This window comes from Microbacterium sp. NPDC055442, assembly GCF_053644215.1.
Map to the genome: position 1 here is coordinate 143,323 of NZ_JBSHLF010000003.1, position 25,698 is coordinate 169,020.

Annotated in this window: 28 protein-coding genes; 15 read left to right on the top strand and 13 right to left on the bottom strand. The window is 69.4% G+C overall.

Translation table 11 applies throughout. From position 1 onward, the window contains the following. Positions 1-16 precede the first annotated feature (16 nt). Positions 17-532, bottom strand: a complete 516-nt coding sequence (locus ACWIBS_RS07905; RefSeq protein WP_376130294.1) for an adenine phosphoribosyltransferase — start codon at positions 530-532, stop codon at positions 17-19. A gap of 55 nt (positions 533-587) precedes the next feature. Here ACWIBS_RS07905 and ACWIBS_RS07910 point away from each other — a divergent pair, with 55 nt between their 5' ends. From ACWIBS_RS07910 to ACWIBS_RS07920, 3 genes are read left to right on the top strand one after another with little or no spacing between them, the layout of a single operon-like run. Next, positions 588-2,270 (top strand): glycoside hydrolase family 13 protein, encoded by a 1,683-nt coding sequence (locus ACWIBS_RS07910; protein ID WP_376130291.1) that lies wholly within the window; start codon positions 588-590, stop codon positions 2,268-2,270. A gap of 23 nt (positions 2,271-2,293) precedes the next feature. Continuing rightward, positions 2,294-3,298 carry a LacI family DNA-binding transcriptional regulator gene (locus ACWIBS_RS07915; RefSeq protein WP_376130288.1) on the top strand — a complete coding sequence of 335 codons (1,005 nt, stop codon included), beginning with the start codon at positions 2,294-2,296 and terminating at the stop codon, positions 3,296-3,298. A 57-nt stretch (positions 3,299-3,355) separates the two neighbouring features. Continuing rightward, positions 3,356-4,576 carry an amidohydrolase gene (locus ACWIBS_RS07920; protein WP_376130285.1) on the top strand — a complete coding sequence of 407 codons (1,221 nt, stop codon included), beginning with the start codon at positions 3,356-3,358 and terminating at the stop codon, positions 4,574-4,576. A 78-nt stretch (positions 4,577-4,654) separates the two neighbouring features. Here ACWIBS_RS07920 and ACWIBS_RS07925 read toward each other — a convergent pair whose 3' ends face one another. Then, positions 4,655-5,752, bottom strand: a complete 1,098-nt coding sequence (locus ACWIBS_RS07925; RefSeq protein WP_376130283.1) for a VanZ family protein — start codon at positions 5,750-5,752, stop codon at positions 4,655-4,657. Between the two features lie 108 nt (positions 5,753-5,860). On the opposite strand from ACWIBS_RS07925, the gene ACWIBS_RS07930 reads away from it, so the two are divergent. The 3 genes from ACWIBS_RS07930 (at position 5,861) to ACWIBS_RS07940 (ending at position 9,087) form a co-directional block, all read left to right on the top strand. Further along, positions 5,861-7,198 carry an aminotransferase class V-fold PLP-dependent enzyme gene (locus tag ACWIBS_RS07930; protein ID WP_376130280.1) on the top strand — a complete coding sequence of 446 codons (1,338 nt, stop codon included), beginning with the start codon at positions 5,861-5,863 and terminating at the stop codon, positions 7,196-7,198. Continuing rightward, positions 7,195-7,638, top strand: coding sequence for a Fe-S cluster assembly sulfur transfer protein SufU (gene sufU / locus ACWIBS_RS07935; RefSeq protein ID WP_376130277.1), 444 nt, complete (start codon positions 7,195-7,197; stop codon positions 7,636-7,638). Before ACWIBS_RS07930 ends, sufU begins: the two co-directional genes overlap by 4 nt. A 156-nt stretch (positions 7,639-7,794) precedes the next feature. Further along, positions 7,795-9,087: a cytochrome P450 gene (locus ACWIBS_RS07940; protein ID WP_376130274.1), complete on the top strand. Its 1,293-nt coding sequence runs from the start codon at positions 7,795-7,797 to the stop codon at positions 9,085-9,087. Between the two features lie 213 nt (positions 9,088-9,300). Here the strand turns inward: ACWIBS_RS07940 and ACWIBS_RS07945 are convergent, their stop codons facing one another. The 4 genes from ACWIBS_RS07945 to ACWIBS_RS07960 form a co-directional block, all read right to left on the bottom strand. Further along, positions 9,301-10,197, bottom strand: coding sequence for a TerC family protein (locus tag ACWIBS_RS07945; protein WP_376130271.1), 897 nt, complete (start codon positions 10,195-10,197; stop codon positions 9,301-9,303). A gap of 65 nt (positions 10,198-10,262) precedes the next feature. Beyond that, positions 10,263-11,243, bottom strand: a complete 981-nt coding sequence (locus tag ACWIBS_RS07950) for an SRPBCC family protein (RefSeq protein WP_376130268.1) — start codon at positions 11,241-11,243, stop codon at positions 10,263-10,265. Positions 11,244-11,245: 2 nt separating this feature from the next. Then, positions 11,246-11,620 (bottom strand): ArsR/SmtB family transcription factor, encoded by a 375-nt coding sequence (locus ACWIBS_RS07955; protein ID WP_376130265.1) that lies wholly within the window; start codon positions 11,618-11,620, stop codon positions 11,246-11,248. A gap of 214 nt (positions 11,621-11,834) precedes the next feature. Then, positions 11,835-12,713 carry an SDR family oxidoreductase gene (locus ACWIBS_RS07960; protein ID WP_376130262.1) on the bottom strand — a complete coding sequence of 293 codons (879 nt, stop codon included), beginning with the start codon at positions 12,711-12,713 and terminating at the stop codon, positions 11,835-11,837. 69 nt (positions 12,714-12,782) lie between these two features. On the opposite strand from ACWIBS_RS07960, the gene ACWIBS_RS07965 reads away from it, so the two are divergent. Continuing rightward, positions 12,783-13,253, top strand: a complete 471-nt coding sequence (locus ACWIBS_RS07965; protein WP_376130259.1) for a MarR family winged helix-turn-helix transcriptional regulator — start codon at positions 12,783-12,785, stop codon at positions 13,251-13,253. Then, positions 13,250-13,879, top strand: a complete 630-nt coding sequence (locus tag ACWIBS_RS07970; protein WP_376130256.1) for an NAD(P)-dependent oxidoreductase — start codon at positions 13,250-13,252, stop codon at positions 13,877-13,879. The genes ACWIBS_RS07965 and ACWIBS_RS07970 overlap by 4 nt, the downstream gene beginning before the upstream one ends. A 22-nt stretch (positions 13,880-13,901) precedes the next feature. On the opposite strand, the gene ACWIBS_RS07975 is transcribed toward ACWIBS_RS07970, so the two are convergent. Both ACWIBS_RS07975 and ACWIBS_RS07980 read right to left on the bottom strand, forming a co-directional pair. Then, on the bottom strand, positions 13,902-14,288 hold the full coding sequence (locus ACWIBS_RS07975) for a type II toxin-antitoxin system VapC family toxin (protein ID WP_376130253.1): 387 nt from the start codon (positions 14,286-14,288) through the stop codon (positions 13,902-13,904). Beyond that, on the bottom strand, positions 14,285-14,536 hold the full coding sequence (locus tag ACWIBS_RS07980; RefSeq protein ID WP_376130250.1) for a type II toxin-antitoxin system Phd/YefM family antitoxin: 252 nt from the start codon (positions 14,534-14,536) through the stop codon (positions 14,285-14,287). The genes ACWIBS_RS07975 and ACWIBS_RS07980 overlap by 4 nt, the downstream gene beginning before the upstream one ends. 156 nt (positions 14,537-14,692) lie before the next feature. Here ACWIBS_RS07980 and ACWIBS_RS07985 point away from each other — a divergent pair, with 156 nt between their 5' ends. Both ACWIBS_RS07985 and ACWIBS_RS07990 read left to right on the top strand, forming a co-directional pair. After that, entirely contained in the window at positions 14,693-15,073 is a 381-nt protein-coding gene (locus ACWIBS_RS07985; protein ID WP_376130247.1) for a cupin domain-containing protein, read from the top strand. An 81-nt stretch (positions 15,074-15,154) separates the two neighbouring features. Next, entirely contained in the window at positions 15,155-15,613 is a 459-nt protein-coding gene (locus ACWIBS_RS07990; RefSeq protein ID WP_376130244.1) for a DUF1801 domain-containing protein, read from the top strand. Positions 15,614-15,631: 18 nt separating this feature from the next. On the opposite strand, the gene ACWIBS_RS07995 is transcribed toward ACWIBS_RS07990, so the two are convergent. From ACWIBS_RS07995 to ACWIBS_RS08015, 5 genes are all read right to left on the bottom strand, one after another. Further along, positions 15,632-16,759, bottom strand: a complete 1,128-nt coding sequence (locus ACWIBS_RS07995) for a DSD1 family PLP-dependent enzyme (protein ID WP_376130241.1) — start codon at positions 16,757-16,759, stop codon at positions 15,632-15,634. Beyond that, the gene (locus ACWIBS_RS08000) at positions 16,756-17,679 is read right to left on the bottom strand and encodes an ornithine cyclodeaminase family protein (RefSeq protein WP_376130238.1); all 924 of its coding nucleotides are present in this window, start codon (positions 17,677-17,679) and stop codon (positions 16,756-16,758) included. The genes ACWIBS_RS07995 and ACWIBS_RS08000 overlap by 4 nt, the downstream gene beginning before the upstream one ends. Then, a complete protein-coding gene (locus ACWIBS_RS08005; RefSeq protein ID WP_376130235.1) occupies positions 17,663-18,304 on the bottom strand; it encodes a helix-turn-helix transcriptional regulator in 642 nt (213 codons plus the stop codon). Before ACWIBS_RS08005 ends, ACWIBS_RS08000 begins: the two co-directional genes overlap by 17 nt. 17 nt (positions 18,305-18,321) lie before the next feature. Continuing rightward, the gene (locus ACWIBS_RS08010; protein ID WP_376130313.1) at positions 18,322-19,461 is read right to left on the bottom strand and encodes a threonine synthase; all 1,140 of its coding nucleotides are present in this window, start codon (positions 19,459-19,461) and stop codon (positions 18,322-18,324) included. A gap of 63 nt (positions 19,462-19,524) precedes the next feature. Beyond that, positions 19,525-20,124, bottom strand: a complete 600-nt coding sequence (locus tag ACWIBS_RS08015) for a TetR/AcrR family transcriptional regulator (RefSeq protein ID WP_376130232.1) — start codon at positions 20,122-20,124, stop codon at positions 19,525-19,527. 128 nt (positions 20,125-20,252) lie between these two features. On the opposite strand from ACWIBS_RS08015, the gene ACWIBS_RS08020 reads away from it, so the two are divergent. The 5 genes from ACWIBS_RS08020 (at position 20,253) to ACWIBS_RS08040 (ending at position 25,648) form a co-directional block, all read left to right on the top strand. Beyond that, positions 20,253-21,260, top strand: coding sequence for an ABC transporter permease (locus ACWIBS_RS08020; protein WP_376130229.1), 1,008 nt, complete (start codon positions 20,253-20,255; stop codon positions 21,258-21,260). 102 nt (positions 21,261-21,362) lie between these two features. Further along, on the top strand, positions 21,363-23,753 hold the full coding sequence (purL, locus tag ACWIBS_RS08025) for a phosphoribosylformylglycinamidine synthase subunit PurL (protein WP_376130310.1): 2,391 nt from the start codon (positions 21,363-21,365) through the stop codon (positions 23,751-23,753). A gap of 10 nt (positions 23,754-23,763) precedes the next feature. Continuing rightward, on the top strand, positions 23,764-23,895 hold the full coding sequence (locus tag ACWIBS_RS08030) for a hypothetical protein (RefSeq protein ID WP_376130226.1): 132 nt from the start codon (positions 23,764-23,766) through the stop codon (positions 23,893-23,895). Positions 23,896-23,941: 46 nt separating this feature from the next. Beyond that, the gene (locus ACWIBS_RS08035; protein WP_376130223.1) at positions 23,942-24,832 is read left to right on the top strand and encodes an HlyD family secretion protein; all 891 of its coding nucleotides are present in this window, start codon (positions 23,942-23,944) and stop codon (positions 24,830-24,832) included. A 9-nt stretch (positions 24,833-24,841) separates the two neighbouring features. Then, positions 24,842-25,648 carry a hypothetical protein gene (locus ACWIBS_RS08040; RefSeq protein ID WP_376130220.1) on the top strand — a complete coding sequence of 269 codons (807 nt, stop codon included), beginning with the start codon at positions 24,842-24,844 and terminating at the stop codon, positions 25,646-25,648. Positions 25,649-25,698: the final 50 nt, after the last annotated feature.

The window sequence follows — 25,698 nt, forward strand, 5'->3', positions numbered from 1 at the left end:
TGATCCGCACCGGAGCTCAGGCGGTGAAGACCGCGTGCGTGTCGGGCACGAGGGCACGGCCGCCGAGCGCCGTGAGCTCCATGAGCACGCTCGTCGCGACGACGACGCCGCCGAGCGTGGGAACGAGCTCGTGCGCGGCCCGGAGGGTGCCGCCCGTGGCCAGCACGTCGTCGACCAGCAGCACGCGCGTTCCGGGGGCGATGTCGTCGTGGGCTTCGATCGTCGCGGTGCCGTACTCGAGCGAGTACGAGACGGATGCCGCCGGCCGAGGCAGCTTGCCCGCCTTGCGGATCGGCACGAGACCCACCCCCGCCGCCGTCGCGACCGCGCCCGCGAGCAGGAACCCGCGCGCCTCGATACCCGCCACGACGTCGAACTGCCCCTCGAAGGGATCGATCATCGCGTCGATGACGGTGCGGAAGGCTGCCGCATCGGCCAGGAGCGGCGTGATGTCGCGGAACTTCACGCCCGGTTCGGGGTAGTCCGCGATCGTGCGGATGAGCGATTCGGCGCGGGCGAGGGGTTCGGTCACCCGCCTACGATACCCGGGCTGCCGGGAATGTAAGCGCTTGCACTATCCTGGACCGATGACGTCGACACAATCCACCGAGCTCTCCGCGCTCACCGGCTCCCCCACGGGGAACGAGTGGTGGCGCACCGCCGTGATCTATCAGATCTACCCCCGTTCCTTCTCGGACAGCTCGGGCGACGGGATCGGCGACCTGCCCGGCATCACGGCACGGCTCGACGACCTTGCGACCCTCGGCATCGACGCGATCTGGCTGAGCCCGTTCCAGCGGTCCCCGCAGAAGGACGCCGGCTACGACGTCGCCGACTACTGCGACGTGGACCCGCTGTTCGGCACCCTCGCCGACTTCGACACGATGCTCGCGGCGACGCACGCGCGCGGCATCCGCATCATCGTCGATCTCGTGCCGAACCACTCGTCGGATCAGCACGTCTGGTTCCAGGAGGCCCTCGCCGCAGACCCCGGAAGCCCCGAGCGCGCCCGCTACATGTTCCGCGACGGCACGGGCGAGAACGGCGACCTGCCACCGAACAACTGGGAGTCGGTCTTCGGCGGTCCCGCCTGGACGCGCATCGTCGAGGCCGACGGCACGCCCGGACAGTGGTACCTGCACCTGTTCGACTCGTCGCAGCCCGATTTCGACTGGTCGAACGATGAGGTCCGCGCCGAGTTCCGCCGCATCCTGCGCTTCTGGCTCGACCGCGGTGTCGACGGATTCCGCGTCGACGTCGCGCACGGACTGGTCAAGGCCGACGGTCTGCCGGACTACACGCCCGACCCCGCGGCGGGCTCGATGGGCGGCGAAGCCGAAGAGGTGCCGTACTGGGGCCAGGAGGGCGTCCACGAGATATACCGGGACTGGCATGAGCTGTTCGCGGAGTACGACGGCGATCGCGCGCTGTGCGCCGAGGCTTGGCTGTCGACGCCCGAGAAGACCGCCCTGTGGGTGCGTCCCGACGAGATGCACCAGGCGTTCAACTTCGCCTACCTCGAGACCGGCTGGGATGCCGCCGCGCTGCACGACGTCATCACGCGGTCGCTCGAGGCGTACGGCGCCGTCGGGGCTCCGAGCACGTGGGTCCTGTCGAACCATGACGTCGTGCGGCACGCGTCGCGACTCGCCCTGACGGCCGACAACCCGCAGGGGCACGGCATCGGCCCGGACTCGCCCGGCAAGCCGATCGCCGAGGTGGGCCTGCGCCGTGCGCGCGCCGCCACGACGCTCATGCTCGCCCTGCCCGGCTCCGCCTATGTGTACCAGGGCGAAGAGCTCGGCCTGCCCGAGGTCATCGACATCCCCGCAGACGCACGCCAGGACCCGACCTGGTTCCGCACGAACGGCGAACGCTACGGCCGTGACGGATGCCGCGTGCCGATCCCGTGGACGGCGGACGGCCCGTCCTACGGCTTCAGCGACTCCGGCGCCTCGTGGCTGCCGCAGCCGGCCGAATGGGCCGCGCTCGCCCGCGATGTGCAGGTCTCGGATCCCGAGTCGACCCTGTCGCTGTACCGCGAACTGCTGGCGGCCCGCGCCGCGCACGGACTCGGTGCGGGCTCGCTCCTGTGGCTCGACGGGTTCGACGACGGCGTCGTCGCATTCCGCAACGGGAATGTCACGGTCATCGCCAACGTCGCGGCTCGTCCGATCCCGATGCCGGAGGGTATCGTCGTCGTCGCGAGCGGTGACGTGTCGGATGGCATGCTGCCCGCCGACACGGCGGTCTGGCTCCTCGACGACTGAACCTGGCGGAAGAGAGCGACGACGTGGTCGGCATCAGTGAGGTCGCCCGTGCGGCGGGTGTCTCGACGGCGACCGTGTCGCGCGCCCTGAGCGGTCGCGGTCACGTGTCGGCCGCGACCCGTCTGCGCGTCGAGACGGCGGCGAAGAGCCTCGGCTACGTCGTCTCGTCGTCGGCGTCGAGCCTCGCCTCGGGCCGCACCCGCAACATCGGCGTGCTCGTGCCGTTCCTCGACCGCTGGTTCTTCTCGACGGTGCTCAGCGGCATCGCCTCCGCGCTCATGCGCCGCGGCTACGACATCACGCTCTACTCCCTCACGGCCGACCGCGGCGAACGCCATGAGATCTTCGAGACGTTCCTGCGGCGACGGCGCGTCGACGGTGTCATCGCGATCGCGCTCGAGCTCGATCAGGCCGAGACCGACCGGCTGGCCGAACTGGGGCTCCCCGTCATCGCGATCGGCGGACCCAACCCGCGCCTGACGACCCTCACGGTCGACGACGTCTCGGTCGCGCGACTCGCGACCGAGCACCTGATCGCGCTCGGCCACCGCGACATCGCGCACATCGGCGCCAGCCCCGAGTTCGACATCGACTTCCACATCCCCACCCGTCGCCGCCTCGGGTTCGAGCAGGCGCTCTCAGATGCCGGCATCCCCACCCGCGCCGCTCTCTACGAGCCGGCGGACTTCACGATCGAGGGCGGCTTCCGCGCGGCCAGGCACCTGCTCGAGCGGCCCGGCGAGCGACCCACGGCGATCTTCGCCGCGTCGGACGAGATGGCGATCGGCGCGTTGCTGGCCGCCCGCGAACTCGGATGCCGCGTGCCCGACGACCTGTCGGTCATCGGCATCGACGGCCACGAGCACGGCGAGTTCTTCCGCCTCACGACGGTGGACCAGTTCCCGCTCGGGCAGGGGGCGCGCGCCGCAGAGGCGATCCTCGACGAGCTCGAGGCGCCCGGTGATCACCACGATCCCGCGCGCCTGCCGTTCGAGCTCATCGTGCGCGACTCGACCGCCCGGCGCTGAGCCGCGGCATCCGGCGGTCACGGGATCGACCGAGGTCGCGTGAGTAGGCTCGGCAGCATGGCCATCGACCTCGAAGCGCTCTACATCGACCTGCACCGCCACCCCGAGCTGTCGTTCCAGGAGACCCGCACGGCCGGCGTCATCGCGCAGCACCTCACCGAGCTCGGACTCGAGTTCGAAGAGGGCGTGGGCCGCACGGGCCTGGTGACCGTGATCCGCAACGGCGACGGCCCCGTCGTGTGGCTGCGCGCCGACATGGACGCCCTCCCCGTCGAAGAGCAGACGGGCCTCGCCTACGCCTCGACCGCCCGGGGCGTCGACCCCGCGGGGCTCGACGTGCCCGTCATGCACGCGTGCGGACACGACATGCACGTGGCCGCCCTCATCGGCGCGCTCGAGCGGCTCGTCTCGACGAAGGACGAGTGGTCGGGCACCGTCGTCGCGGTCTTCCAGCCGGCAGAGGAGTACGGCGCCGGTTCACTGGCGATGATCGCCGACGGCGTGCTCGATCGGTATCCGCACCCCGACATCGTGCTCGGGCAGCACGTGACACCGCTGCCCGCGGGCACGATCGGCGTGCGGGGCGGCACGCAGATGGCGGCATCCGACGGCATCACCGTGACCCTGCTCGGCCGCGGCGGCCACGGGTCACGGCCGCACTCGACGATCGACCCCGTCGTCATGGCGGCGGCGACGGTCATGCGGCTGCAGACGATCGTGTCGCGCGAAGTCGATCCGCGCGACGTCGCCGTCGTGACGGTCGGCTCGATCCACGCCGGACTGAAGAACAACATCATCCCGGCGGAAGCGCGTCTCGAGCTGAGCCTGCGGTATCCGGACGAGACGACCCGCGCCGCCGTGCTCGAGAAGGTCGAGCGCATCGTGCGGGCCGAAGCCCAGGCATCCGGAGCCGAGCAGGAGCCGGTCATCGCGACCGACCACTCGCTGCCCCCCACGATCAACGACGACGCCGCGACGGCGCGGCTGACGCTCGCCTTCGACCGCGCGTTCGGCGAGGGCACCGTCGTCGATCCGGGCATGTTCACCGGCAGCGAGGACGTGTCATGGTTCGCTCGCGAGTCCGGTGCGCCCCTCGTCTTCTGGTTCTGGGGCGGGGTCGACCCCGAGACGTACGCGACGGCCGCGGCAGCGGGCACCATCGCGAGCGACATCCCCACGAATCACTCGCCGTTCTTCGCACCGGTGCTGCACCCGACCCTCGAGAACGGTGTCGACGGCCTCGTCGTCGCCGCGCGGGAGTTCCTCGGCGGGCGGTGAGGCTCTACTTCGACGACGAGGAGCCGCCGCACGAGATCGCGTTCGCCGCGCTGACGGATACGGCCGCGCTCTCGAGGATCACGGGGACGTGGATCGAGGAGCTGCCGCAGGACGCGATGCTGCTCCGGCATCCTCGCGGGCGTCGGCGAGCCGCATCCCCGAAAGGAGCCCCGGCAGGCCCCGCCCGGAAGCCGTCGTGAAGAAGACGAGCAGCGACAGCAGGACGAAGACCGCCGACGCGAGATTCCAGGGCATCGGAAGGAGCCCGAGGAGCGCCGCGCCGCTGACTCCGCCGACCCAGCGAAGGGGGCGCGCGACCAGCGCCGGAAGCCGTCCCCCGCGATAACGGAGCTGCACGGCGAGGTCGCCGATCGACCGGCCCGTCGCGACGATGACGATGAGCCAGATCGCCGCTGCCGCGCAGGTCGCGGTGACGGACGCGACGTGCCCGGCGAGCAGGGCTTCGCGCTGCCCCGTGAACTCCAGTACGAGCTGGGTCGTGATGGCGACGGTGAAGTACAGCAGGCCGAATCCCACGACGTCGCACACGATCGCGACGAAGCGGCGCCCGCGGGTGACGGGATGCGGCAGGGCGGCATCCGTCGCGCGATGCGCACCGCGGTACCGCTTCGGGACGACGAGCGACAGGACGGACCCGAGCACGGCTCCCGTCGTGTTGGTCAGCATGTCGTCGACGTCGAAGACCCGATAGGCGCACGGGTAGACGCCCCACACGCCGGTCAGCTGGGTCGTCTCGATGAATGCCGACAGACCGAGACCGACGACGAAGGCGATGAGGATGCCGCGGCCGCCGAGCACGCGGATGAAGAAGCCGAGCGGTGTGAACAGCAGCACGTTGAGCAGCAGCTGCAGGACGGCGGGGTCGGTCAGCGTGTTGCCGGGACGGCGCATCGCGCCGCGCACGTCGTCGACGAACTGGAACAGATCGAGGTTCACCCCGGCGCAGCGGATCGTGTCGGGATCGGGCAGCGGCAGCAGCGTGTACGTCCAGATCGCCCAGAAGTAGACCAGCGCCGCAGCCCACAGCACGAAGCGACCGAAGCTCAGCCCTCCGCGCCGGCGATAGCTGATCGCGACGAAGGGCACGAAGAAGACGAACCCGACGGCGGCGCCGATGAAGATGGCCAGAATGCCGAGGATGACCTGTTCGTCCACGCCAGAATCATGTCATCCCTCGCGTGCGCGCTTCGCGCACACGGGCCGAGACGGCACGCAATGACGGTGGACGGCGCCGCGGCGCGGCATCCCGCGTAGCCTGGAGGGATGAGCGCCACGACGACCGACTTCGACGTCGCGGCCGTGCGCGCGGACTTCCCGATCCTGTCGCAGACCCTCAACGGGCGGCCGCTCGTCTACCTCGATGCGGGCGCGACGAGCCAGAAGCCGCAGGCCGTGCTCGACGCCGAGATCGACTTCCTCACGCGGGCGAACTCCGCCGTGCACCGCGGCGCGCACACGCTGGCCGCCGAGGCGACCGAGGTCTTCGAGGACGCCCGCTCGACCGTCGCCGGGTTCCTCGGGGCGCGACCCGACCAGCTGGTGTGGACGAGCGGCGCCACCGCCGCCCTCAACCTCGTCGCCTACGCGATCGGCAACGCCACGGCGGGGCGCGGCAGCGCGCGGTTCGCCCTCGCCCCGGGCGACGAGCTCGTCGTGACCGAGACCGAGCACCACGCGAACCTCATCCCCTGGCAGGAGCTCGCCGCCCGCACGGGCGCCGTGCTGCGCCACATCCCCGTGCGCGATGACGGCACGCTCGACCTCGAGGTCGCGGCATCCGTCATCGGCGAACGCACGCGCGTCGTCGCCTTCACGCACGTCTCGAACGTGCTCGGCATCGTCAATCCCGTCGCCGAGATCGCCGCGCTCGCCCGTGCCGCCGGTGCGCTCACGGTGCTGGATGCGTGCCAGTCGGTGCCGCACCTGCCGTTCGACTTCGCCGAGCTCGGCGTCGACCTCGCGGCGTTCTCCGGGCACAAGATGCTCGGCCCGTACGGCGTCGGCGGACTGCTCGGGCGCAGCGACGTGCTCGAAGACCTGCCGCCCTTCCTCACGGGCGGATCGATGGTGACGACCGTGACCCTCGACGAGGCCGGCTTCCTGCCGCCGCCGCAGAAGTTCGAAGCCGGCACGCAGCCCGTGTCGCAGGCGATCGGCCTCGCTGCCGCCGTGCGCTATCTCGACGGGCTCGGGATGCCGCGCGTGCACGCCCGCGAGCGGAGGCTCGAGCAGCGCATGCTCGAGGGGCTGCGTGGGATCGACGGCGTGCGGGTGCTGGGCGACCCTTCGACAAGCTCAGGGAGCGCGACAAGCTCAGGGAGCGCGACAAGCTCAGGGAGCGCGACAGGCCCAGGGGTCGAGCGGATCGCGATCGCGGCGTTCGACGTCGACGGGGTGCACGCGCACGACGTGGGGCAGTTCCTCGACGACCGCGGCGTCGCGGTGCGCGTGGGTCACCACTGCGCCAAGCCGCTGCACGCACGACTCGGCCTGACGGCGTCGGTGCGGGCGTCGGCATCCGTCTTCACGACGGAGGACGACATCGACGTGTTCCTCGACGCCGTCGCGGGCGTGCGTGGGTTCTTCGGAGTCGGCGCATGAGCGGCCTCGAGGCGCTGTACCAGGAGCTGCTGCTGGACCACTCCAAGCGTCCGCGCGGCAAGGAGCTCGCCGACGAGCACGGTCGCTCGGCGACGTCGCACCAGCACAATCCGGTATGCGGCGACGACGTCACGCTGCGCGTGCGGCTCGACGAGGCCGGCGAGACGATTCGCGATGTCACGTGGGACGGCGCCGGCTGCTCGGTCTCGCAGGCGTCGGCCTCGATGCTCAGCGAGCTCGTCGAGGGGTTGCCCGTCGGCGAGGCGTCCGCCCTGATCGACGGGTTCCGCACGGCGCTGCGCTCGCGCGGCGCGATCCCCCTCGACGAGGACGTCTACCTGGATGCCGCCGCGCTCTCGGGCGTCTCGAAGTACGTCGCGCGCGTGAAGTGCGCCATGCTCGCGTGGGTCGCACTCGAAGATGCCCTCGCCCGCGCCTGACGCGTCGACAACTCCGGACCCGTCGACGCGAACCGGCCCCTGGGCCCGGCCGGCGCAGTTTCGTCCGGAGTTGTCGACGCCCGTCGCCCGATAGCACACCCGCCCGGGGAGCGCCGCCCCCTGGAGCCGGCCGAGCGGCTTTGGCATCGTGGCGGAATGGCACACACTCAGCAGTCCGCCGCCCACCCCCTGCGCGAAGACGGCGTGTCGCTGCTCGTGCGGGGCTACGGCATCAGCGCCCACATCTGGCGGCGCGTGCGCGACGGCGCGCGATCGGCTCCCATGCGGCTGCTCGCCAAGGACGCGATGTTCGTGCGCGGGGCGGAGGGCGTCGCGCTGTTCTATGACGGCGAGCGCATCGCCCGGCACGGGGCGATGCCGAAGATCGTCCAGGAGACCCTCTTCGGCCACGACTCGGTGCACAGCCTCGACGGCGCGGCGCACCGCCACCGCAAGGCGACCTTCGTCGACGTCGCCTACGAAGACGCGCAGGTCGAGCGCCTGACCCCGCTGCTCGAGCACGAGTGGCAGTTCGAGCGCGACTCGTGGCTCGCGGGTGGTCGGCGCAGCGCCTACGACGCGGCGGTCGGAGCCTTCGGCCGGGCCATCATGCGCTGGGCCGGGCTCCCGGGCACCCCCGATGCGCAGACGCGATGGGCGACGCGCCTCGCCCAGATCGTCGACGGCTTCGGCGCTCCCTACTCGCCGTCGTTCGTGCTCGCGCAGCTCAACCGGCTCTGGTCGGATCGGCACGCCGCCCGCCTCATCGAGGCCGTCCGCGACGGGCGGCTCGCGACCCGCGAGGGCACGGCGCTGCACGAATGGGCCTGGCATACGGATGCCGCGGGCGAAAGGCTCTCGCCGAAGCTGGCCGGCGTCGAGCTGCAGAACAGCATGCGGCCCATGATCGCCGTCGCCCGCTTCGTCGCGTTCGCGGCGAAGGAGCTGCACGATCGCCCCGAATGGCGGCAGCGCATCGCCGCAGAGACCGAAGAGCGGGGCACGCTCACTCACGGGCCGCTCGCGACGGCGTTCGCGCAGGAGATCCGTCGCACGGCGCCCTTCGTTCCGATGCTGCCGGCGTGGGCGACGACCGATGTCGAGATCGACGGGCAGCATCTCGCCGCCGGCGGCCGCGTCGTGCTCGACATCCTCGGGACGAACACCGACGACCGGTCATGGAATGACGCCGACGCCTTCGACCCCGATCGCTTCGTCGGCGTCGACGACTACGAGGCGATCGCCGCCTTCGTCCCGCACGGCGGCGCGTCGGTTCCGGACGGCCACCGCTGCCCGGGCGAGAAGCTCGCGATCGCGGGACTCGCCGCCGCGGTCGCGACCCTGAGCGACCCGCGTCTGACGATCCTCGACGAGGGCCTCGACGTCAACGAACGGCGTCTGCCGACGAAGCCCCGATCCGGCGGCAAGATCCGCTGCCCCTTCCACTGACGCTGACGTCGCCGAGCCCGACGACCCTTCGACAAGCTCAGGGACCGATCCAAGCTCAGGGACCGGTCCAAGCTCAGGGACCGATCCCACCCTCAGAGACCGAAACCACCCTCAGGGACCGAAACCACCTCAGGGACCGAAACCACGCTCGGGGAGCCGAAACCACGCTCGGGGAGCCGAAAGTTGCGGCGACGACGACACTTCGGCAAGCGCTCAGCCGAGGCCGCGGCGCTCCTCACCGGACGCCGCTTCACCGTCGACGGGTTTGCGGGAGAGGCCGACCGAACCCGCACCCGGTTCCTTAGACAGTGCCGCCGTGACGGCTACCGATTCGTCGACGCTCGGGTAACGCGGCCGCAGCTGCACGGCGTTCCGGGCGCGCTGCTCGCGCTTCGCCTTGCGCGATGCCGCGAAGAGGTTGAGCGCCTCGACGAAGATCGCGAACGCCATCGGGCCGTAGATGAGGGCCTTGTCGATGTGGAAACCGAAGCCCTCGGCGATCAGGAACACCCCGATCAGCAGCAGGAACGACAGCGCCAGCATCTTGACCGTGGGGTGCGCGTTGACGAACCCGAAGATGAACCGGGCGGCGAACAGCATGATGCCGAACGACAGCACGACGACCGTGATGATGATCAGCATGTTCGTCGTCATGCCGACCGCCGTGATGACCGAGTCGAGAGAGAAGACGAGGTCGAGCACGAGGATCTGGGCGATGACCGATCCGAACGTCACCCCCTTGCCGTTCGACGTGCCCTCGGATTCCTCCTCGCCCTCGAGCTTGTGATGGATCTCGGTGACGGCCTTGTAGACGAGGAAGAGACCGCCCGCGATGAGGATGAAGTCCTTCCACGAGAACCCGAGGTCGCCGATCGAGAAGATCTCCTCGGTCAGCGTGATGAGCCACCCGGCGAAGAAGACCAGAATGATGCGCATCAGCATCGCGAGCGTGAGCCCGAGGTTGCGCGCCTTCGCCTGCTGCTCCTTGGGCAGCTTCGAGGCGAGGATCGAGATGAAGATGACGTTGTCGACCCCGAGGACGACTTCGAGCACGAACAGCGTCAGGAAGACGGCGATGAGGTCGGGCGTGAAGGCGAAAGAGAAGTCCACGCAGTGATCTTAGGGTCGGGATGCCGCTGCTCCGCGAGGGCTTGCGGCATCCCTCCCCGTCGTGCTCAGGCCTCGGCGAGCACGCGTTCCAGCCGCGCGTAGCTGGACTCCATGCCATCGGCCATGCCCGTGGCCAGCACCATGTCGCGCGTCGCGCTGTCGGGGTACTCGATGAGCGTCGTGATGAGGGTCGCGCCGTCCTCTTCTTCGAGCTGCAGATCGTTGAGCGTCGACGGGTAGTCGGTGCCCGTCATGTGCTCGGTCGTGACGCCCCGACGCGGCGGTTCGCTGAGCACCGTCTCGCCGTCGAACCCGAAGCGCTCCCCCTCGGTGCCGGGGAGGGGCTCCCACTCGTACCGGTAGCGCCCGCCCACGGCAGGGTCGACGTCGCACACCGACATCCGCCAGCCATCGGGCCCCAGCATCCATTGCCGGATCAGGTCCGGCTCGGTGTGCGCGCGCCAGACGAGCTCACGCGGACCTTCGATGAGCCGCGTGATGCGCACGTGGGTGTCATCGAGGATCTCGGTGCGCGTGCCTTTGCCGGCCGCATACTCGCGCAGCCCCTGCAGCACGCGGTCGAGCTGGTTGATCGCCATCGTCGATCCCTCGACGGCGCCGAACGCGACGACCTGTTCGAGCGCATCGGCGGAGTCGAAGTACGTCGTGTTGATCAGGCGTGACCCGGTCTCGGTCGGCTCGAACCGGAAGACGACGCGCATGGCGGGCATCCCCTCGAGCGGCGCACCATCCTCATTGATGAAGTTGTCGAGCACGGTGAACCCACGCGGCTCGTCGATCTCGAGGAACTCCCACGACCCCGACGATTTCTCACCCTGCGGGCTCGTCATCGTATAGACGGCGCGACCACCGACGGTGAGATCGAAGGTCGGAAACGTCGCGGGCCATCCGGGCGGGCCCCAGAACCGCTCGAGCTGGCTCGGATCGGTGAACGCGCTCCAGACCCGTTCGACGGGCGCATCGAAATCGGCCGTGAGCGTCATGGTGAGCGCTTCGGGGTCGGTCGTGACATCGGTGACAGGCATGATCAAGCTCCTTCTTCTTCGGAGGGTTCGGACGGTTCGGTCGCTGGGGCGGACAGCAGCGCATCGAGACGCGAGATGCGGGCGCGCCAGAGTTCTTCGTAGCGCGCGAGCAGTGCACGGGCGCGAGCGATCATGGCCGGATCCGCTCGCACGAGTCGTTCGCGCCCCTCGGCGCGCTTGACGATGAGCCGCGCGGCCTCGAGCACCGAGACGTGCTTCTGCACCGCGGCGAATGACATGTCGTACTCGGCCGCGAGCATCGAGATCGACAGTTCGTCGTCGATCGTGCGCCGCACGATGTCGCGCCGCGTCGTGTCGGCGAGCGCCTGGAAGACGCGGTCGATCTCGTCATCGCTGAGTTCCCTTTGTGCAACCATTTGGTTGCACGTTACTCCCGATTCACGCTCTCGGCAATACCTCTGCAACCCCCGGAGCCGCGACTGGGGTCAGGTCCGCGCTCACCTTCGTGCCGAACAGTGATGCCCCGGCTCACCGAACTCGCGGTCGACGATCTGACCGAGGCTCGCGATCGGTCGCGGGCGTGAGACGGGCGCGAATGGCGCCGGAAGGTGTCGCACGGGGTGCCGCGCCTCAGCGAGCACGACTCCAGACGGACCGCTCGCGCAGCGCGAACTCGCGGAACCTCGTGGCGGGACGACCCGTGAGCTTGCGGACCATCCGGTTGGGGAACGCGGAGACGTTGAATCGCACGACGCGGTAGATCATGCGCTGCACGGCGATGTAGTCGGCGGGCGCGCCCTGCTCGGCGAGGCGGGCGAGATATTCCTGCTCGGTGGGCCGCGGGTAGCGGATGACACGGCCGAGGACCTCGGAGAGGATGCGCGCGACGTTGCGGTAGGTGAGGGTCTGCTCGCCGTTCAGGGTGTATTTCCTGCCCTCGTGGCCGGGTGAGGTGAACACGGCGGCGGCGACGTCGCCGATGTCGCGGGCGTCGATGAACGCGGTGAAGGCGTGACCCGCGGGGACGTAGATCTCGTCGTCGTCGCGGATGCCGCCACGGTAGGTCGTGGAGAGGTTCTGCATGAAGAAGTTGGGGCGCAGGAACGTGAACGGCGCATTCCGGGCTTCGAGGTACTGTTCGACCCGATGGTGCGGAACCCCCTTGTTGTGCTGCACTCCCTGCAGGGAGAGGAACACGATCTGGCGGAAGCCGAGATCCATCGCGACGTCGATCACGGGGAACAGGTAGGTGTCGACATCCTCGATCGGCGGCGGTCGCATGAGGAACAGCCGGTCGCATCCGGTCATCGCCTCGCGCAGTGCGTCCTCGTCTGACCCGAACTCGAAGATTCTCCACTGCGCACCCGCCGGCAGGTCCGCGGCATCCGCCTCGCTGCGCACTCCCGCGACGACGCGCTCACCGCGGTCGAGGAGGAGCTCCACGACGGCGGAGCCGACCGTGCCGGTTGCTCCGGTCACGAACACGACGGGACGGGAATCATTCAGCATGTATGTATGTATGTATGTATGTATGTATGTATGTATGTATGTATGTATGTATGTATGTATGATACAGCTATGCATTCGTCTTTCGCGCGGATCGATGGGGCGCTCATCGACATGCGCCGGATCTGGGCACCGACCACGTCAGGGCGGGCCGCGCGGGGTGAGGCCGCGAGCGTCGACCTGTCGACGGTGCTGATCGTCACCGCGATCGGCGATGCGCCCGATGGGCTGTCGGTCGCCGACATCGCGAGCGAGCTGGGCGTCGCACCTGCAACGGCCAGCCGGCTGTGCGATCGCGCGGTCGTCGGCGGGTACGTCGCAAAGGCCAACGCCGCCGCCGACGCGCGCCGGCTCTCCCTCACGCTCACCCCGGCCGGCGGGGCCTTGCGAGCGCAGTCCGAAGCCTTCCGGCTCGACTACCTGCGCCGCATCCTGCACGTCTGGACATCTGAAGACGTCCAGACGTTCGAGCGGCTCCTCACCCGATTCGCCACCGCCGTGCACGTCGACCCCCCGACGCCTCCCCGAGGAGACATCCCATGAAGCTCACCGTTCTCGGCGGCACCGGTCGCACCGGCCGCCTCCTCGTCCCGGATCTTCTGAACGACGGCCATCAGCTGACCCTCCTGGTGCGCGACCCCGCCAAGGCCGCGCGGTGGGCCGATCAGGCGACGATCGTCGCCGGTGACATCCGCGACACCGGCGCTGTTGCGGAATCGCTGGACGGCGCCGACGCGGTCGTATCCGCCCTCGGGCCCGTCGGCAAAGACACCACACTCCTGCGCGACACGGCCCGCATCCTCTCGTCCGCGATGGCCGATGCCGATGTGACGCGCTACGTCGGCATCAGCGTCGCCGGCCTCACCCTCGAGGGCGATCGCAAGCGCGGCCGCGACAAGGTCATCTCCTGGCTGCTGAACAGGCTCGGCGGCGAGCTCGCGAAGGACAAGATCGCCGAACACGCCGCATGGGAAGAGAGTGATGTCGATTGGACGCTCGTCCGCGTCCCGCGACTCATCGACGGCGGAGCAGGAGCAGTCGAGGTCGACCCGCACCGCTCCGGACGCCGCACCACCCTCACTCGGGCGAACCTCGCCTGCTTCCTCGCCGACACCGTCGCAACCGGCTCCTATCCGCGACAGGCGCCGTTCGTCACAGACCTGCGGTAGCGCGGGCCCCGACGAGCCACTCTCACGACGGAGCGATGACGGCGACGCCGACCTCCCGTGCAGCACGTGCCAACCGCTCGTCATATGTGGCAATCGCATCGACTCCGAGCCGCAGTGCCCCGATGAGATGCAGCGCATCGAGCGAGCGCAGCGCAACGCCCGGCAGGAGGCCTGCCTCCCGGTAAAGGCTGAGCGGCAGGTCGTAGAGCGAGACGGCCGCGAGGATGTGGGTGACCTGGAGCTGCGGGAGAGCGTACCGGGTCGCGAGTCGGCGCAGCTCCGTTTCGAGCAGCAGCGTCGCAACCAGTTCAACGGAATCTCCGTCGGCCCATTTCACGAACGCGGCGGACTCCGGCTCCTCGACGAGAAGCTTGGCGGCGGCTGATGTGTCGAGATAGAACCGCGTCACCGCTCGCCTCGAAGATCGTCCAACGCTTCGGTGATCGTGCCGTCGACACGGCGTCGAGGCAGAGAACTGAAGCCACCCTGCCGCGTAGCGGGCTGCGCAAGCGGCAGGTCGGCAGCGGTTCGACCGATCGGAATGATCTGCGCAACGGCCGTCCCGTGATTCGTGACCGTATAGGAATCACCCGCAGCAACGCGCTTCAACACCTCCGCGCTGTTGTTGCGCATATCGCGGTGGCTGATCGTCTTCATCCCTCGAACGTAGCACGCGTAGCACAACCACGTGCGGCACATCTGTGCCAAGATCGGCCATTCCACTCGCGCGGCCGCGGCGCTGTCGCGATGGAGCACGACCTTCTCAGCCGCTGACTCGAAGATGCGCACGAAACCGAGACGGAAGGATCGGCCATGACCACGGATCGCGGAGACGACGTCGACACCCTGCGGCCGCGCGTCGTCGGAGACACCTCGCGGCTGCCCTCCATCCGGGGCGGCTCGGCCTGGCGGCTGGAGCCACCCACGCGAGGACTGGATGCGAACGTCATCGATCTTCCGCCCGGCGACGAGATCCGCAACCACGTCGGACCCGCCCTCGATGTGCTCATCCACGTCCTCGCCGGTGACGGATCCCTCGAAACCGATGACGGGAGCATCCCTCTCGCCGTCGGCACGATCGTGTGGCTTCCGCCACACTCGACGCGGCGCTTCCTCGCCGGCCCGCACGGCCTGCGCTACTTCTCGGTCCATCAGCGCAAGCCAGGGCTGACGATCGCCAGCCGCCCCCGCTGATCTGGCCCGAGGGCTTCACTCGTCCGCCCCCACCGGGGATACAGTCGATGCGTCACCGCGGCGAAGGGCAGGTGCTCCGACATGGCGGAAGCGGCCGGGATCATCAATCGGTCAGGTCCAAAGGACGGCGAGGCATTCCGCGGCATCCTGTCGCGGGCGACCGAACAGGCGCAGTCGGTGGCGGACGCCGTTCGCGACCTCGTCTACGACGTTCTGCCGCAGACGGTGGAGGTCGTGTGGCAGAAGCAGCGGTCGGTCGGATGGGGAATCGGCCCGAAGAAGTTCACCGAGCAGTTCGCCTACTTGATGCCGTTCAAGAACCACGTGACGCTCGGCTTCTACTACGGCGGCGACCTGCCCGACCCGAGTGGGCTGCTCCCCACGTCGGGTGGGCGGCAGGCGTCGGGACGTCTCGCGATGCGCAGCCTGAAGCTCGCGTCTGTCGACGAGGTGCAGCGCCCCGAGCTGCGCACGCTGATGGTCGCCGCGGTGGATCACCTGGAACCCGGTCCGACCGAACGCGAGCGTCCGGAGGGCTGACGAGGTCGTTGCCGGTGGTCACCACCCGTTATGCCGCTCCCAGGTGGGTGCCGGCGGGTTCACTCCGGTCAGGTGATATCGCTGGTGCTGGGATGCGGTCGCGCAGGCGTGGTTGGGAAGGATGCGCAGGCGCGTGCCGATCGGGATGTCGGGGAGCGGTCGGTGGCTGCCGTCGCGGATGGCGAGTTGGCCGTGCTCCTGACTGGCGGCGACCATGATCAGATCCCGGATGAGCTCGCCGTCGATCGTGGCGACGAGTCCGTAGCCCTGGTCGGTGCGCTGTGCGGCGGTGCCCCGGTCACGCGATGTGGCCATCCAGCCGCCGTCGGTGAGGATCCATCCGTGGGCGGGTTGGTGGCCGATGACGGTGACGACGACGGACAGCGCGATGTCCTCTGTCGTGCAGACTCCGATGCCGGCCATCACCAGATCGAAGAAGACGAAGTTGCCGGCCCGGACTTCGGTGACTCCCTCGAGCTGAGTGGCGGCGTGGGCGGTGGGCGTGGAGCCGATGCTGACGACGGGGCACGAAAGCCCGGCCGCATGCAGCCGCGCGGCTGCGTCGACGGCGGTGCTTCGTTCGTTCTCGGCCGCGGCCTGTCGACCCTCTGGGGTGGGGCTGTAGTAGGACTCGCCGGCGTGGTCGAGGACACCTCGCATGAGTTCCGCAGCATCCAGGATGCGGGCGATGTCCAGCAGTGTCGGGTCGTCCGGGCGCAGACCGCCCCGGTGCCCGTCGCAGTCGATCTCGATCAGAGCCGGCAGAGCGACGCCGTTCGTCGACGCGTAGTCGACGAACGCTTCGGCTTGGGCGACGCTGTCCAGCAGCAGCGTCAGGTCGACGCCGCCGCGGACGAGGGCTGCGGCGCGGGGCAGCTTGTGCGGGTCGATACCGACGGCGTAGAGGATGTCGGTGTATCCGGCGTCGGCGAAGTACTCCGCTTCGGCCAGTGTCGACACGGTGATCGGGCCGGTGCCGCTAGGGAAGACGCGGGATGCCACCTCGATGGACTTCGCGGTCTTGACGTGCAACCGCAGCGGCACCTGGAGGGTCTTCAGGTGGGTGCGCAGCCGGGCGATGTTGGCGTCGACGCGGTCGACGTCGAGCGCGAGGAAGGGGGTGTCTGGGGTGTGCAGAGTGGTCATCGGCTTCGGGTCGCTTCGTAGGCGGCGAGGATGTGTTCGGCGAGGGTGAGGTCCTGCAGCGCGAAGCCGGAGCTGTCGAAGATCGTGATCTGGTCAGCGGTCTGTCGTCCGGGTGCGGAGCCGGAGATCACGGCGCCGAGGGGTGTGATCGTGACGTGCTCGGGCGCGTGCTGGAACTCCCCGAGGGTGCGGGTCTGCTCGGCGACGTCGCAGAACAGCGCGGCGTGCTCGTAGAGCGCGGAGGGCAGCTCGCGTTTGCCAGGGCCGTCGGCTCCCATCGCCGACACGTGGGTTCCCGGCCGCACCCATCCCGCCTCGAAGAGCGGTTCCCGAGAGGTCGTGGCGGTCACGATGACATCGGCCGACGCGACTGCGGCGTCGATCGGAGCGGCCTGCGTGTGAATCGTGTTCAGGCGCGCACCGATCCGCGCGGCGAGGGCGTCGGCTTTCTCGGGGTCGCGTCCGGCGACCAGCACCGTGGTGATCGGACGGACCCGCGCGACGGCGATTGCTTCGTAGTACGCCTGCGTGCCGGTTCCCACGACGGCGAGGGTGGCCGCGTCGGGGCGGGCGAGGGTCTGCACGGCGAGCGCATCGGCCGCCGCGGTGCGCATCGCGTTTGCGGATGCCGCCTCGATGACCGCGGCCAGACGCCCCGTCGCAGGGTCGAGCAGGATCGTGGTCGACCCGTGGCGGGGGATTCCGAGTTCGCTGTTGCCGAGCCAGTAGGTGCCGATCTTCACCCCCGTCGCTGAGCCGGTGCTGCCGGACTTGAGAGTGAACCGCTGCCCCTCCACCGGGGTCCGCCCCACGACGACGGGGAAGACCATCCCTTCGGAGGTGAAAGCTGCGCGCGCGGCGTCCAGAGCGAGCTGTTCGTCGACGAGCTCACTGGTCACCGCCTCACTGAGATACTGCATCGCTGGTCTCCCTGATCTTGCGAAGGTCGTTGTAGAGGCCGGCCCGGGACACACCGAGCCGGGTCGCCACGGCGGCCGATGCGCCGCGGAGCTCGAAGATTCCCGCCGTGGCGAGGTCGCGGATCACGGCCGTCCGGGTCTGCCGGTCGAACCCTCGCGCCGCGATCCCCGCGGCCCGCTCGCGTTGCTCGACGATCCGGTTCATCATTTCCGTCAGCCCCGTCGGGAACTCGGTCACCGGCGCCGTTTCGGTCTCGGCGGCGGGAAGCCCGATGAGGTCGTTCACGGCCTCGGTGATCCGGTTCAGTGCGCTCACGTCCACGTTGATGCACAACGCGCCGATCAGTGCGCCGGCGTCGTCGCGCAGCGGGATCGTGGTGCTCTTGAGCAGCACCCCGTCGGGTGTGCGGGTGATGTAGTTGAGGTCGGTGGCGGCGTTGTCGCCGTCGGCGAGGACCCGGTGGCCTATCTCGCTCATCCCGTCACCCACCCGACGGCCGGTGACATCACCTGCCACCGCGATCACGGAACGGTCGGGGTCCCGGTAATCGTGCAGCACGATCTCGCAGGACCGCCCGAATGTCGCCGCGATCCCCGGCACGAGATCACGGACGGTCGCGAACACCCGGTCGGCGGAGTCGTTCATGCGCGGACCGCCTCGACCAGATCGCGGACCGTCGGAGCGGCTTTCAGACCCGACCCGCTCAGCATGACCACGGTGGTCTCGGCCGGATGGACCGTGCCGGCGTGCAGCAGCATCGAGTACGCGGCGGCGGCGGTGGCGCTCGTGGGCTCCACGAACAGGCCACGTGAGCACAGTTCGTCCAGAGCCCGCACGATGCGCTCCTCCGAGACCGCGACCGTCGAGCCTCCCGATTCGCGCAGCGCCGCGATCATCGGGGCCAGCCGCAATGGACGGGCGATCGCCGTGCCTTCGGCGATCGTCGGCAGGACGGGCCGCTCGACCGGAGTGTCGACGTGTGCGGTGAAGCTCGCGTCGACCGGGGAGCAGTTCACCGGCTGCGCGGCGAACAGTCGTGGCATCCTCGCGATCTGGCCGGCGTTCATCAGCTCACGGAAACCGAGGTAGCAGCCCAGCAGGCTGCTGCCGGCGCCGACGGAGATGACCACGTTGTCGGGAGCACGGAAGCCGAGGTCTTCCCACAGCTCGTACGCCTGCGTCTTCGTCCCCTGCAGGAAGAACGCCTGCCAGTTGTGGGACGCGTAGAACGCCGGCGCCGTCGCCTGACGGATCGCGGCGTTCTGCGACTCCTCCCGCGGGCCCTCCACCAATTCGACCTCGGCGCCGTATGCGCGCACCTGAGCGATCTTCGCCGGCGACGTCGTAGCCGGCGCGAAGATCTTCACCTGCAGCCCGCCGGCGGCCCCGTAGCCGGCGACGGAGGACCCGCCATTGCCGGAACTGTCCTCCAACACGCTGGTGACGCCACGGTCCCGCAGGTAGGACAGCATCACGCTCGTCCCCCGGTCCTTGAAACTCGCCGTCGGGCTGAACCACTCCGCCTTGAACAGCGGTCGCGCCGTTCCCTCCCACGCGTGCTCGATCAACGGGGTCACGCCTTCGCCCATGCTGATCGGAGACGGGATCTCGACCGGAAGCGCGGCGCGATATCGCCACAGCGACCGCTGCGAGTCGTCGATATCGCCTCGGCCGATCCCCGGCCCGGCGTCGATCCACAGCGGGCGACCCGAATCCGACCGCCACCTCGGCACGTCCAACGGGTACGACGAGCCATCGACGAGATCTCGATACCTTCGCATCACGCGTCCAGCCTAGACGAAACGAGTAGATCTGGACAGAGTGTCCAGGTATGCTCCTGGCTGCTAGAGCGGCCCGCTGAGATATCTCTGGATGGCCGGCGCGATCAGGCGGACGACCTCTTCGAAAGAGAGGTCGGCGAGCGGCTCGATCCGCAGGACATGCCGGGCGAATGCTGCTCCCGTGAGGTGTGCACCGGCGAGCGATGCTCGCAGTGCGGGCCGGTCGGCGCTGAGCGCCGGGATGGCGTGGGTGATCAGTCGCGACGTCACCAGGTCGCGCGATCGTTCCGCCGCGCGTTCGGAAGCCAGCGCCGTGCGCACCATCGCAAGCACCGGCGCGGCGGTTTCGGGGTTCTCCCAGAGGCTCAGATATGCACGCGTGATCCGCTCGCCGATGCCGTCGGGCGCGCCATCGATCGCTGCGGTGAGCGCTGCGGAATACCCGTCGGGCAGGGCGAGGGCCGCTTCGAAGAGACCGTCCTTACTGCCGTAGAAGTGCCGGATCATGCCGGGATCGACATCAGCAGCGGCGGCGATCGCGCGCAGCGAAGCCCCTGCATAGCCATCGCGGGAGAACAGCTCTCGTGCGGCCGAGAGGATCACGTCTTGCGTGCGATTGTCGCCCGGACGACGCCCGGGGCGGGTCTGCGGCTTGGGGGTCATCGCCCCTCAGGATATGTGGCGTTGCGACGCAATTCCACATATGGGGAGATTCGACTGGATCATCGCGCTTCCAGCCATTAGGCTCACGCCCAGAACTCCACGCTTGTGGAAATAACTCAGGAGCATGCATGTCCCTCACCCCCGCCGCGACCACCGACACGGCGACAGCGCCATCGAGCTGGAGCAAGGTCGCCGGTGTCGTCGCGATCCTGATCGCGATCATCGTCGTCTTCCTCCTCGCCTTCGCCCTGCCGAGCGTCAACTCGGAACCGCACGACATCCCGATCGCCGTCGTCGGGCCCGGCCAGGTGGTCACGGCGCTCGGTGATGCACTCGAGGAGAACGCGCCGGGTGGATTCGAGATCACCGTGGCCGATTCCGCCGACGACGCCCGGGAGCTGATCCTGAATCGTGACGTCTACGGGGCGTTCATCGTCGACCCGGCGAGCGGACTGACCGTGGACACGGCGTCGGCGGCGAGCTCCTACGTCGCGACGATCCTGGAGGCCGCCGCGCAGCAGATCGGTGCGGTGACATCGCTGCCGGTCGTCGTCGACGACGTCGTGCCGTTCCCGGAGGCGGATCCGCGCGGCATCGGACTGTCGGCGGGCGCCCTCCCGATGGCGCTCGGCGGATGGATCGCCGCCGTGGCGACGGTCGCGCTGGTTCGTGGAAACCGCCAGCGGCTCGCCACCGCAGGATCCTTCGCCGTACTCGGCGGACTCGCGCTCACCTCGACCCTCTATTTCTGGATCGGCACGTTCGAGGACAACTTCTGGATGACCACGCTGGGGGCCATGCTGGGCATCGCCGCGACCGCGTTCCTGGTGCTCGGCCTCGGACGACTCCTCAAGGGCGTCGGCATCGCGATCGCCGCGGTGCTGCTGATCCTGCTCGGCAATCCGCTGTCGGGCCTGTCGAGCGCGCCCGAGGTGCTGCCCGTGCCGTGGGGCGCGATCGGACAGCTCCTGCCGCCCGGCGCCACCGGGACACTGCTGCGCAACCTCGGGTTCTTCGACGGGGCTGCGACGCTGCATCCCATTCTCGTCCTCACCGCGTGGCTCGTGCTCGGGCTCGCCATGTACGCATTCGCCGTCGTCCGCGATCGACGCGGGGAGGGTCGGCTGACCGAGTAGGTCATCACACTCCGCTCCCGGCCCCCACGGGGCACCGCCCACGGCGGGTCGCAACTAGACTTGACCCGTCTGGCCACCCTCGAATTCCTGGAGCTCAGCCGCGTGACCACCCCCTCGCAGAATTCCGCGGCCGTCGCCGACACCGTCGCCAACGCCGCCGCCACCCCCGAGAAAGAGCAGCCGTACGCGGCGCTCGGCCTCAAAGACGACGAATACGCCGAGATCCGCCGGATCCTCGGCCGCCGCCCGACATCGGGTGAGCTGGCGATGTACTCCGTCATGTGGAGCGAGCACTGCTCGTACAAGTCGAGCAAGATCTACCTGCGGAAGTTCGGGCAGAAGGTCTCGGACGAGATGAAGACCCGCCTCATGGTGGGCATGGGACAGAATGCCGGCGTCGTCGACATCGGCGAGGGCTGGGCGGTCACCTTCAAGGTCGAGTCGCACAACCACCCGAGCTACATCGAGCCGTTCCAAGGCGCCGCGACGGGTGTCGGCGGCATCGTGCGCGACATCATCTCGATGGGCGCGCGCCCCGTCGCGATCATGGACCAGCTGCGCTTCGGCGCGATCGACCACCCCGACACGGCGCGCGTCGTGCACGGCGTCACGAGCGGCATCTCGTTCTACGGCAACTGCCTCGGCCTGCCCAACATCGGCGGCGAGACGGTCTTCGACTCGGTCTACCAGGCCAACCCGCTCGTCAACGCCCTCGCGGTGGGCGTGCTGCGCCACGAAGACCTCAAGCTCGCCAACGCCTCGGGCGCGGGCAACAAGGTCGTCCTGTTCGGAGCCCGCACGGGCGGTGACGGCATCGGCGGCGCGTCGATCCTGGCATCCGACTCGTTCGACCCTTCGACCAGCTCAGGGACCGATGTCGCCGCAGGCGGCGACGGCGCGGCGAAGCCGCAGCGGAAGCGCCCCGCCGTGCAGGTGGGCGACCCGTTCGCCGAGAAGGTGCTCATCGAGTGCTGCCTCGAGCTCTATCAGGGCGAACTCGTCGAAGCCATCCAGGACCTCGGCGCCGCGGGCATCTCGTGCGCGACGAGCGAACTGGCCGCCAACGGCGGCTCGGGCATGCGCGTCGACCTCGAGAATGTGCTGCTGCGCGACTCCACGCTCACGCCCGAAGAGATCCTCATGAGCGAGAGCCAGGAGCGCATGATGGCCATCGTCGCGCCCGAGAAGCTCGACGCGTTCCTGGCCGTCACCGCCAAGTGGGACGTCGAGACGAGCGTCCTGGGCGAGGTCACCGGCGACGGCCGCCTGCAGATCTTCTGGCACGGCGAAGAGATCGTGAACGTCGACCCCTCCACGGTCGCCGTCGACGGCCCGGTCTACGAGCGCCCCGTCGCCTACCCGACCTGGATCGACGCGCTCCAAGAGGACTCCGCGTCGGCGCTGCCGCGCGACCTCGACCCCGACACGCTGCGCGGTCAGTTCCTGCAGCTCGTCTCGAGCCCGAACCTCGCCGACACGTCGTGGATCACCAACCAGTACGACTACTACGTGCTCGGAAACACCGCGCTGTCCTTCCCCGACGACGCCGGCATGATCCGCGTCGACGAGCAGTCCGGACTCGGCTTCGCGATCGCGACCGACTGCAACAGCCGCTTCTGCCAGCTCGACCCGTACGAGGGTGCCAAGCTCGCCCTCGCCGAGGCGTACCGCAACGTCGCCGTCACCGGCGCCGTGCCGACCGCGGTGACGGACTGCCTCAACTTCGGCAGCCCCGAGAACCCCGAGGTCATGTGGCAGTTCTCGCAGACGGTCGACGGCCTCGCCGACGGATGCCTCGAGCTCAGCGTCCCCGTGACCGGCGGCAACGTGTCGTTCTACAACCAGACCGGTGACCAGCCGATCTTCCCGACCCCCGTCGTGGGCGTGCTCGGCATCATCGACGACGTCGCGCGCCGCATCCCGTCGGGGTGGCAGGATGCCGGTGAGAACATCTACCTGCTCGGTGTGACCTCGACCGAGCTCAGCGGATCGCAGTGGGCCGACACCGTGCACGGGCACCTCGGCGGTCGTCCGCCCGCGGTCGACCTCGCGCAGGAGCGCAAGCTCGCCGAACTGCTGCACGCGGCAGGGCAGCAGTCGCTCATCTCGTCGGCGCACGATCTGTCCGGCGGCGGACTCGGCCAGGCCCTCGGCGAGGGCGTGCTGCGCTTCGGCGTGGGCGCCCGCGTATGGCTCGACGAGATCGTCGAACGCGACGGCGTCGACGTCGCGACGGCGCTGTTCTCGGAGTCGACCGGCCGTGTCATCGTGACCGTCCCCCGCGAAGACGACGTGAAGTTCCGCGGGCTGTGCGAAGGCCGCGGCTACCCCGTGCTGCGCATCGGCGTGACCGATTCGCCGAGCGACGACGGCGTCGCCGCTCTCGAGGTGCAGGGCCTGTTCACCGTGCCGCTGCCCGAGCTGTACGAGCAGTCGACCTCGACGCTGCCCGCGGCGTTCGGGCCGACGGTCGCCGAGCCTGTCGCGGGATAACCTGGACGACATGAGCGACGACGAGTACGGCAGTTACGACGACGCACGCCAGCGCCGGATCAAGGTGGTCGCGTGGGTCGTCATCGTCTCGCTCATCGTCGTCGGCGGTGGCGCGACGGTCATCGCCCTGCTCTTCGGCTGACCCACCCCATCTCCCGCACGCCGATTCGGACGGTTAACATCGGAGGGTGGAGCCCCTCCTGGTGTTCATCGTCGAGTTCTGGTGGATCGCGCCGGCAGCAGCCGGTGCCGGAGGTGTCGGCTACGCCGCGGTGACCACGCACCGACGACGCTCGGGGGGCACGATGAGCAGGTGGCGCGCGAAACGTCTCGAGCTCGAGGCTGCACGCCACGACGTGCAGATCGCCTACCGCACGATGCTCGAGGCCCGCGCCGACGTCCGTGCCGCGCAGGCGAGGGTGCAGCACGCGCAGGCACAGCGCGCGAACCCGACACCGGGCACGCCGACCGTCACCGAGGCCAAGCGCGACCTGCAGCGTGCGCGCCAGGCGCACAAGAGCGCGACGATGGCACTGAGAGCTTCACGCACCCAGGTCAAGGCGGTCGACGCCCGGCGCAGCGCCGCCGGACCGAACGATCCGCTGCCCCTCGAACGGCTCATGCACGAGCACGACGCCATCACGGCGCGCTGGCTCGAATACGAGACCGACCCACTCGCGATGATCTCGTTCCCGCAGATGAGCGATGCGCGGCATCCCGCGACACACGCCTTTCTGCGCGCGCAGAGCGAAGCGCACCGGCTCCGGCCCGCGTCGGCGCTCGCCCGCATGCGTCCGGAGGAGTATGCCGCCTATCGCACGGCCGTGGCGAGATACGGAGCGGCGTTCGCGCACGCCGAGGCCGAGGCGCGCCGGGCGGGAGCCGGGACACCGACGCGGATGCCGCGCCCCGGCGCCTCCTCACGCTCTACGCGACCCGCGGCCGGCGTCGAGACCGACCCGCGTGGTGCCGCGCGATCGCTCCCGCCGTCCGAGCCCGAAGCTCCGCGGAGCCAGCGACCGGTGTGGCCGATTCCCGCACGCACATCCCGCCCCTCCGGCGAGAAGCCCCTGACATAGCATGAGCGGGTGGAGACCCTCGCAACCCTCTGGGAGAGCTACTGGTGGCTGATTTTTCCGCTCGGCGGCGCCGCGGTCGCCGTCGCGGGCAAGATCGGCAGTTCGTGGGAGCGACGGGCGAAGCGCCGCCACAAAGAGAAGCTCGAGATGCTCAAGGCCAAGAGCGAGCTGCGGGCAGCACGCGAAACGCGTGCGGTCGCACCCCCGCCGGAGTCGCAGGCGACACAGCTCGCGAAGCTCTTCGCGACGCATGACTCCGTCACCGCGCGCTGGCTCGACTACGAGCTCGACGTAGCGAAGCTCATCGCCTTCCCCGCGATGAGCGACGGTCGCCAGCCACTCACGGCGGCGTTCCTGCGGGCGCAGCGCGTCGCCGACGGGTTGCGGCCCGCGTCACCGAAGGTCCGGCTCACCCCGGACGAGCTCACGGAGTACCGCAATGCCGTCGTCGATTACGAGGTGGCATTCGACGTCGCCGAGCGCGATGCGCGCCGGCTGAAAGCCTCCACCTTCAGCGAGAGCGAGCGGCGCCGCCTCGACAAAGCGCAGCAGCTGCTGACGATCGCGGTCGACCAGGCCGCGACACCGGCCGAGCGCCAGGTCGCCTACAAGCGCGTGCGCGAAGAGCTCGACGGACTGATCTCGCTGTCCGACGACGCGATCGAAGGGCTCGAAACGCGCGTGGCCCTCGAGCTTCCCACGCGGTCGGGTGCGGCATCCGCGTCGTCATCCCGCGCTCCGCAGCCGCAGTCGCCACCACGCGCCTCTCCTTCGCACGCGCCCGAATCCGGCAACGGTTCCGACGCGTCCTCTTGACCGCAGCGAGATAAGCGGTGCCCGCGCGGAGCGTGGATCTCACGCGCGGA

Bases quoted from the DNA above. Each gene is read 5' to 3' on its own strand.
- ACWIBS_RS07910 (WP_376130291.1), top strand. From the start codon at position 588: ATGACGTCGACACAATCCACCGAGCTCTCCGCGCTCACCGGCTCCCCC.
- ACWIBS_RS07920 (WP_376130285.1), top strand. From the start codon at position 3,356: ATGGCCATCGACCTCGAAGCGCTCTACATCGACCTGCACCGCCACCCC.
- ACWIBS_RS07930 (WP_376130280.1), top strand. From the start codon at position 5,861: ATGAGCGCCACGACGACCGACTTCGACGTCGCGGCCGTGCGCGCGGAC.
- sufU (WP_376130277.1), top strand. From the start codon at position 7,195: ATGAGCGGCCTCGAGGCGCTGTACCAGGAGCTGCTGCTGGACCACTCC.
- ACWIBS_RS07940 (WP_376130274.1), top strand. From the start codon at position 7,795: ATGGCACACACTCAGCAGTCCGCCGCCCACCCCCTGCGCGAAGACGGC.
- ACWIBS_RS07950 (WP_376130268.1), bottom strand. From the start codon at position 11,243: ATGCCTGTCACCGATGTCACGACCGACCCCGAAGCGCTCACCATGACG.
- ACWIBS_RS07955 (WP_376130265.1), bottom strand. From the start codon at position 11,620: ATGGTTGCACAAAGGGAACTCAGCGATGACGAGATCGACCGCGTCTTC.
- ACWIBS_RS07960 (WP_376130262.1), bottom strand. From the start codon at position 12,713: ATGCTGAATGATTCCCGTCCCGTCGTGTTCGTGACCGGAGCAACCGGC.
- ACWIBS_RS07965 (WP_376130259.1), top strand. From the start codon at position 12,783: ATGCATTCGTCTTTCGCGCGGATCGATGGGGCGCTCATCGACATGCGC.
- ACWIBS_RS07970 (WP_376130256.1), top strand. From the start codon at position 13,250: ATGAAGCTCACCGTTCTCGGCGGCACCGGTCGCACCGGCCGCCTCCTC.
- ACWIBS_RS07980 (WP_376130250.1), bottom strand. From the start codon at position 14,536: ATGAAGACGATCAGCCACCGCGATATGCGCAACAACAGCGCGGAGGTG.
- ACWIBS_RS07985 (WP_376130247.1), top strand. From the start codon at position 14,693: ATGACCACGGATCGCGGAGACGACGTCGACACCCTGCGGCCGCGCGTC.
- ACWIBS_RS07990 (WP_376130244.1), top strand. From the start codon at position 15,155: ATGGCGGAAGCGGCCGGGATCATCAATCGGTCAGGTCCAAAGGACGGC.
- ACWIBS_RS07995 (WP_376130241.1), bottom strand. From the start codon at position 16,759: ATGACCACTCTGCACACCCCAGACACCCCCTTCCTCGCGCTCGACGTC.
- ACWIBS_RS08000 (WP_376130238.1), bottom strand. From the start codon at position 17,679: ATGCAGTATCTCAGTGAGGCGGTGACCAGTGAGCTCGTCGACGAACAG.
- ACWIBS_RS08010 (WP_376130313.1), bottom strand. From the start codon at position 19,461: ATGCGAAGGTATCGAGATCTCGTCGATGGCTCGTCGTACCCGTTGGAC.
- ACWIBS_RS08015 (WP_376130232.1), bottom strand. From the start codon at position 20,124: ATGACCCCCAAGCCGCAGACCCGCCCCGGGCGTCGTCCGGGCGACAAT.
- ACWIBS_RS08020 (WP_376130229.1), top strand. From the start codon at position 20,253: ATGTCCCTCACCCCCGCCGCGACCACCGACACGGCGACAGCGCCATCG.
- ACWIBS_RS08030 (WP_376130226.1), top strand. From the start codon at position 23,764: ATGAGCGACGACGAGTACGGCAGTTACGACGACGCACGCCAGCGCCGG.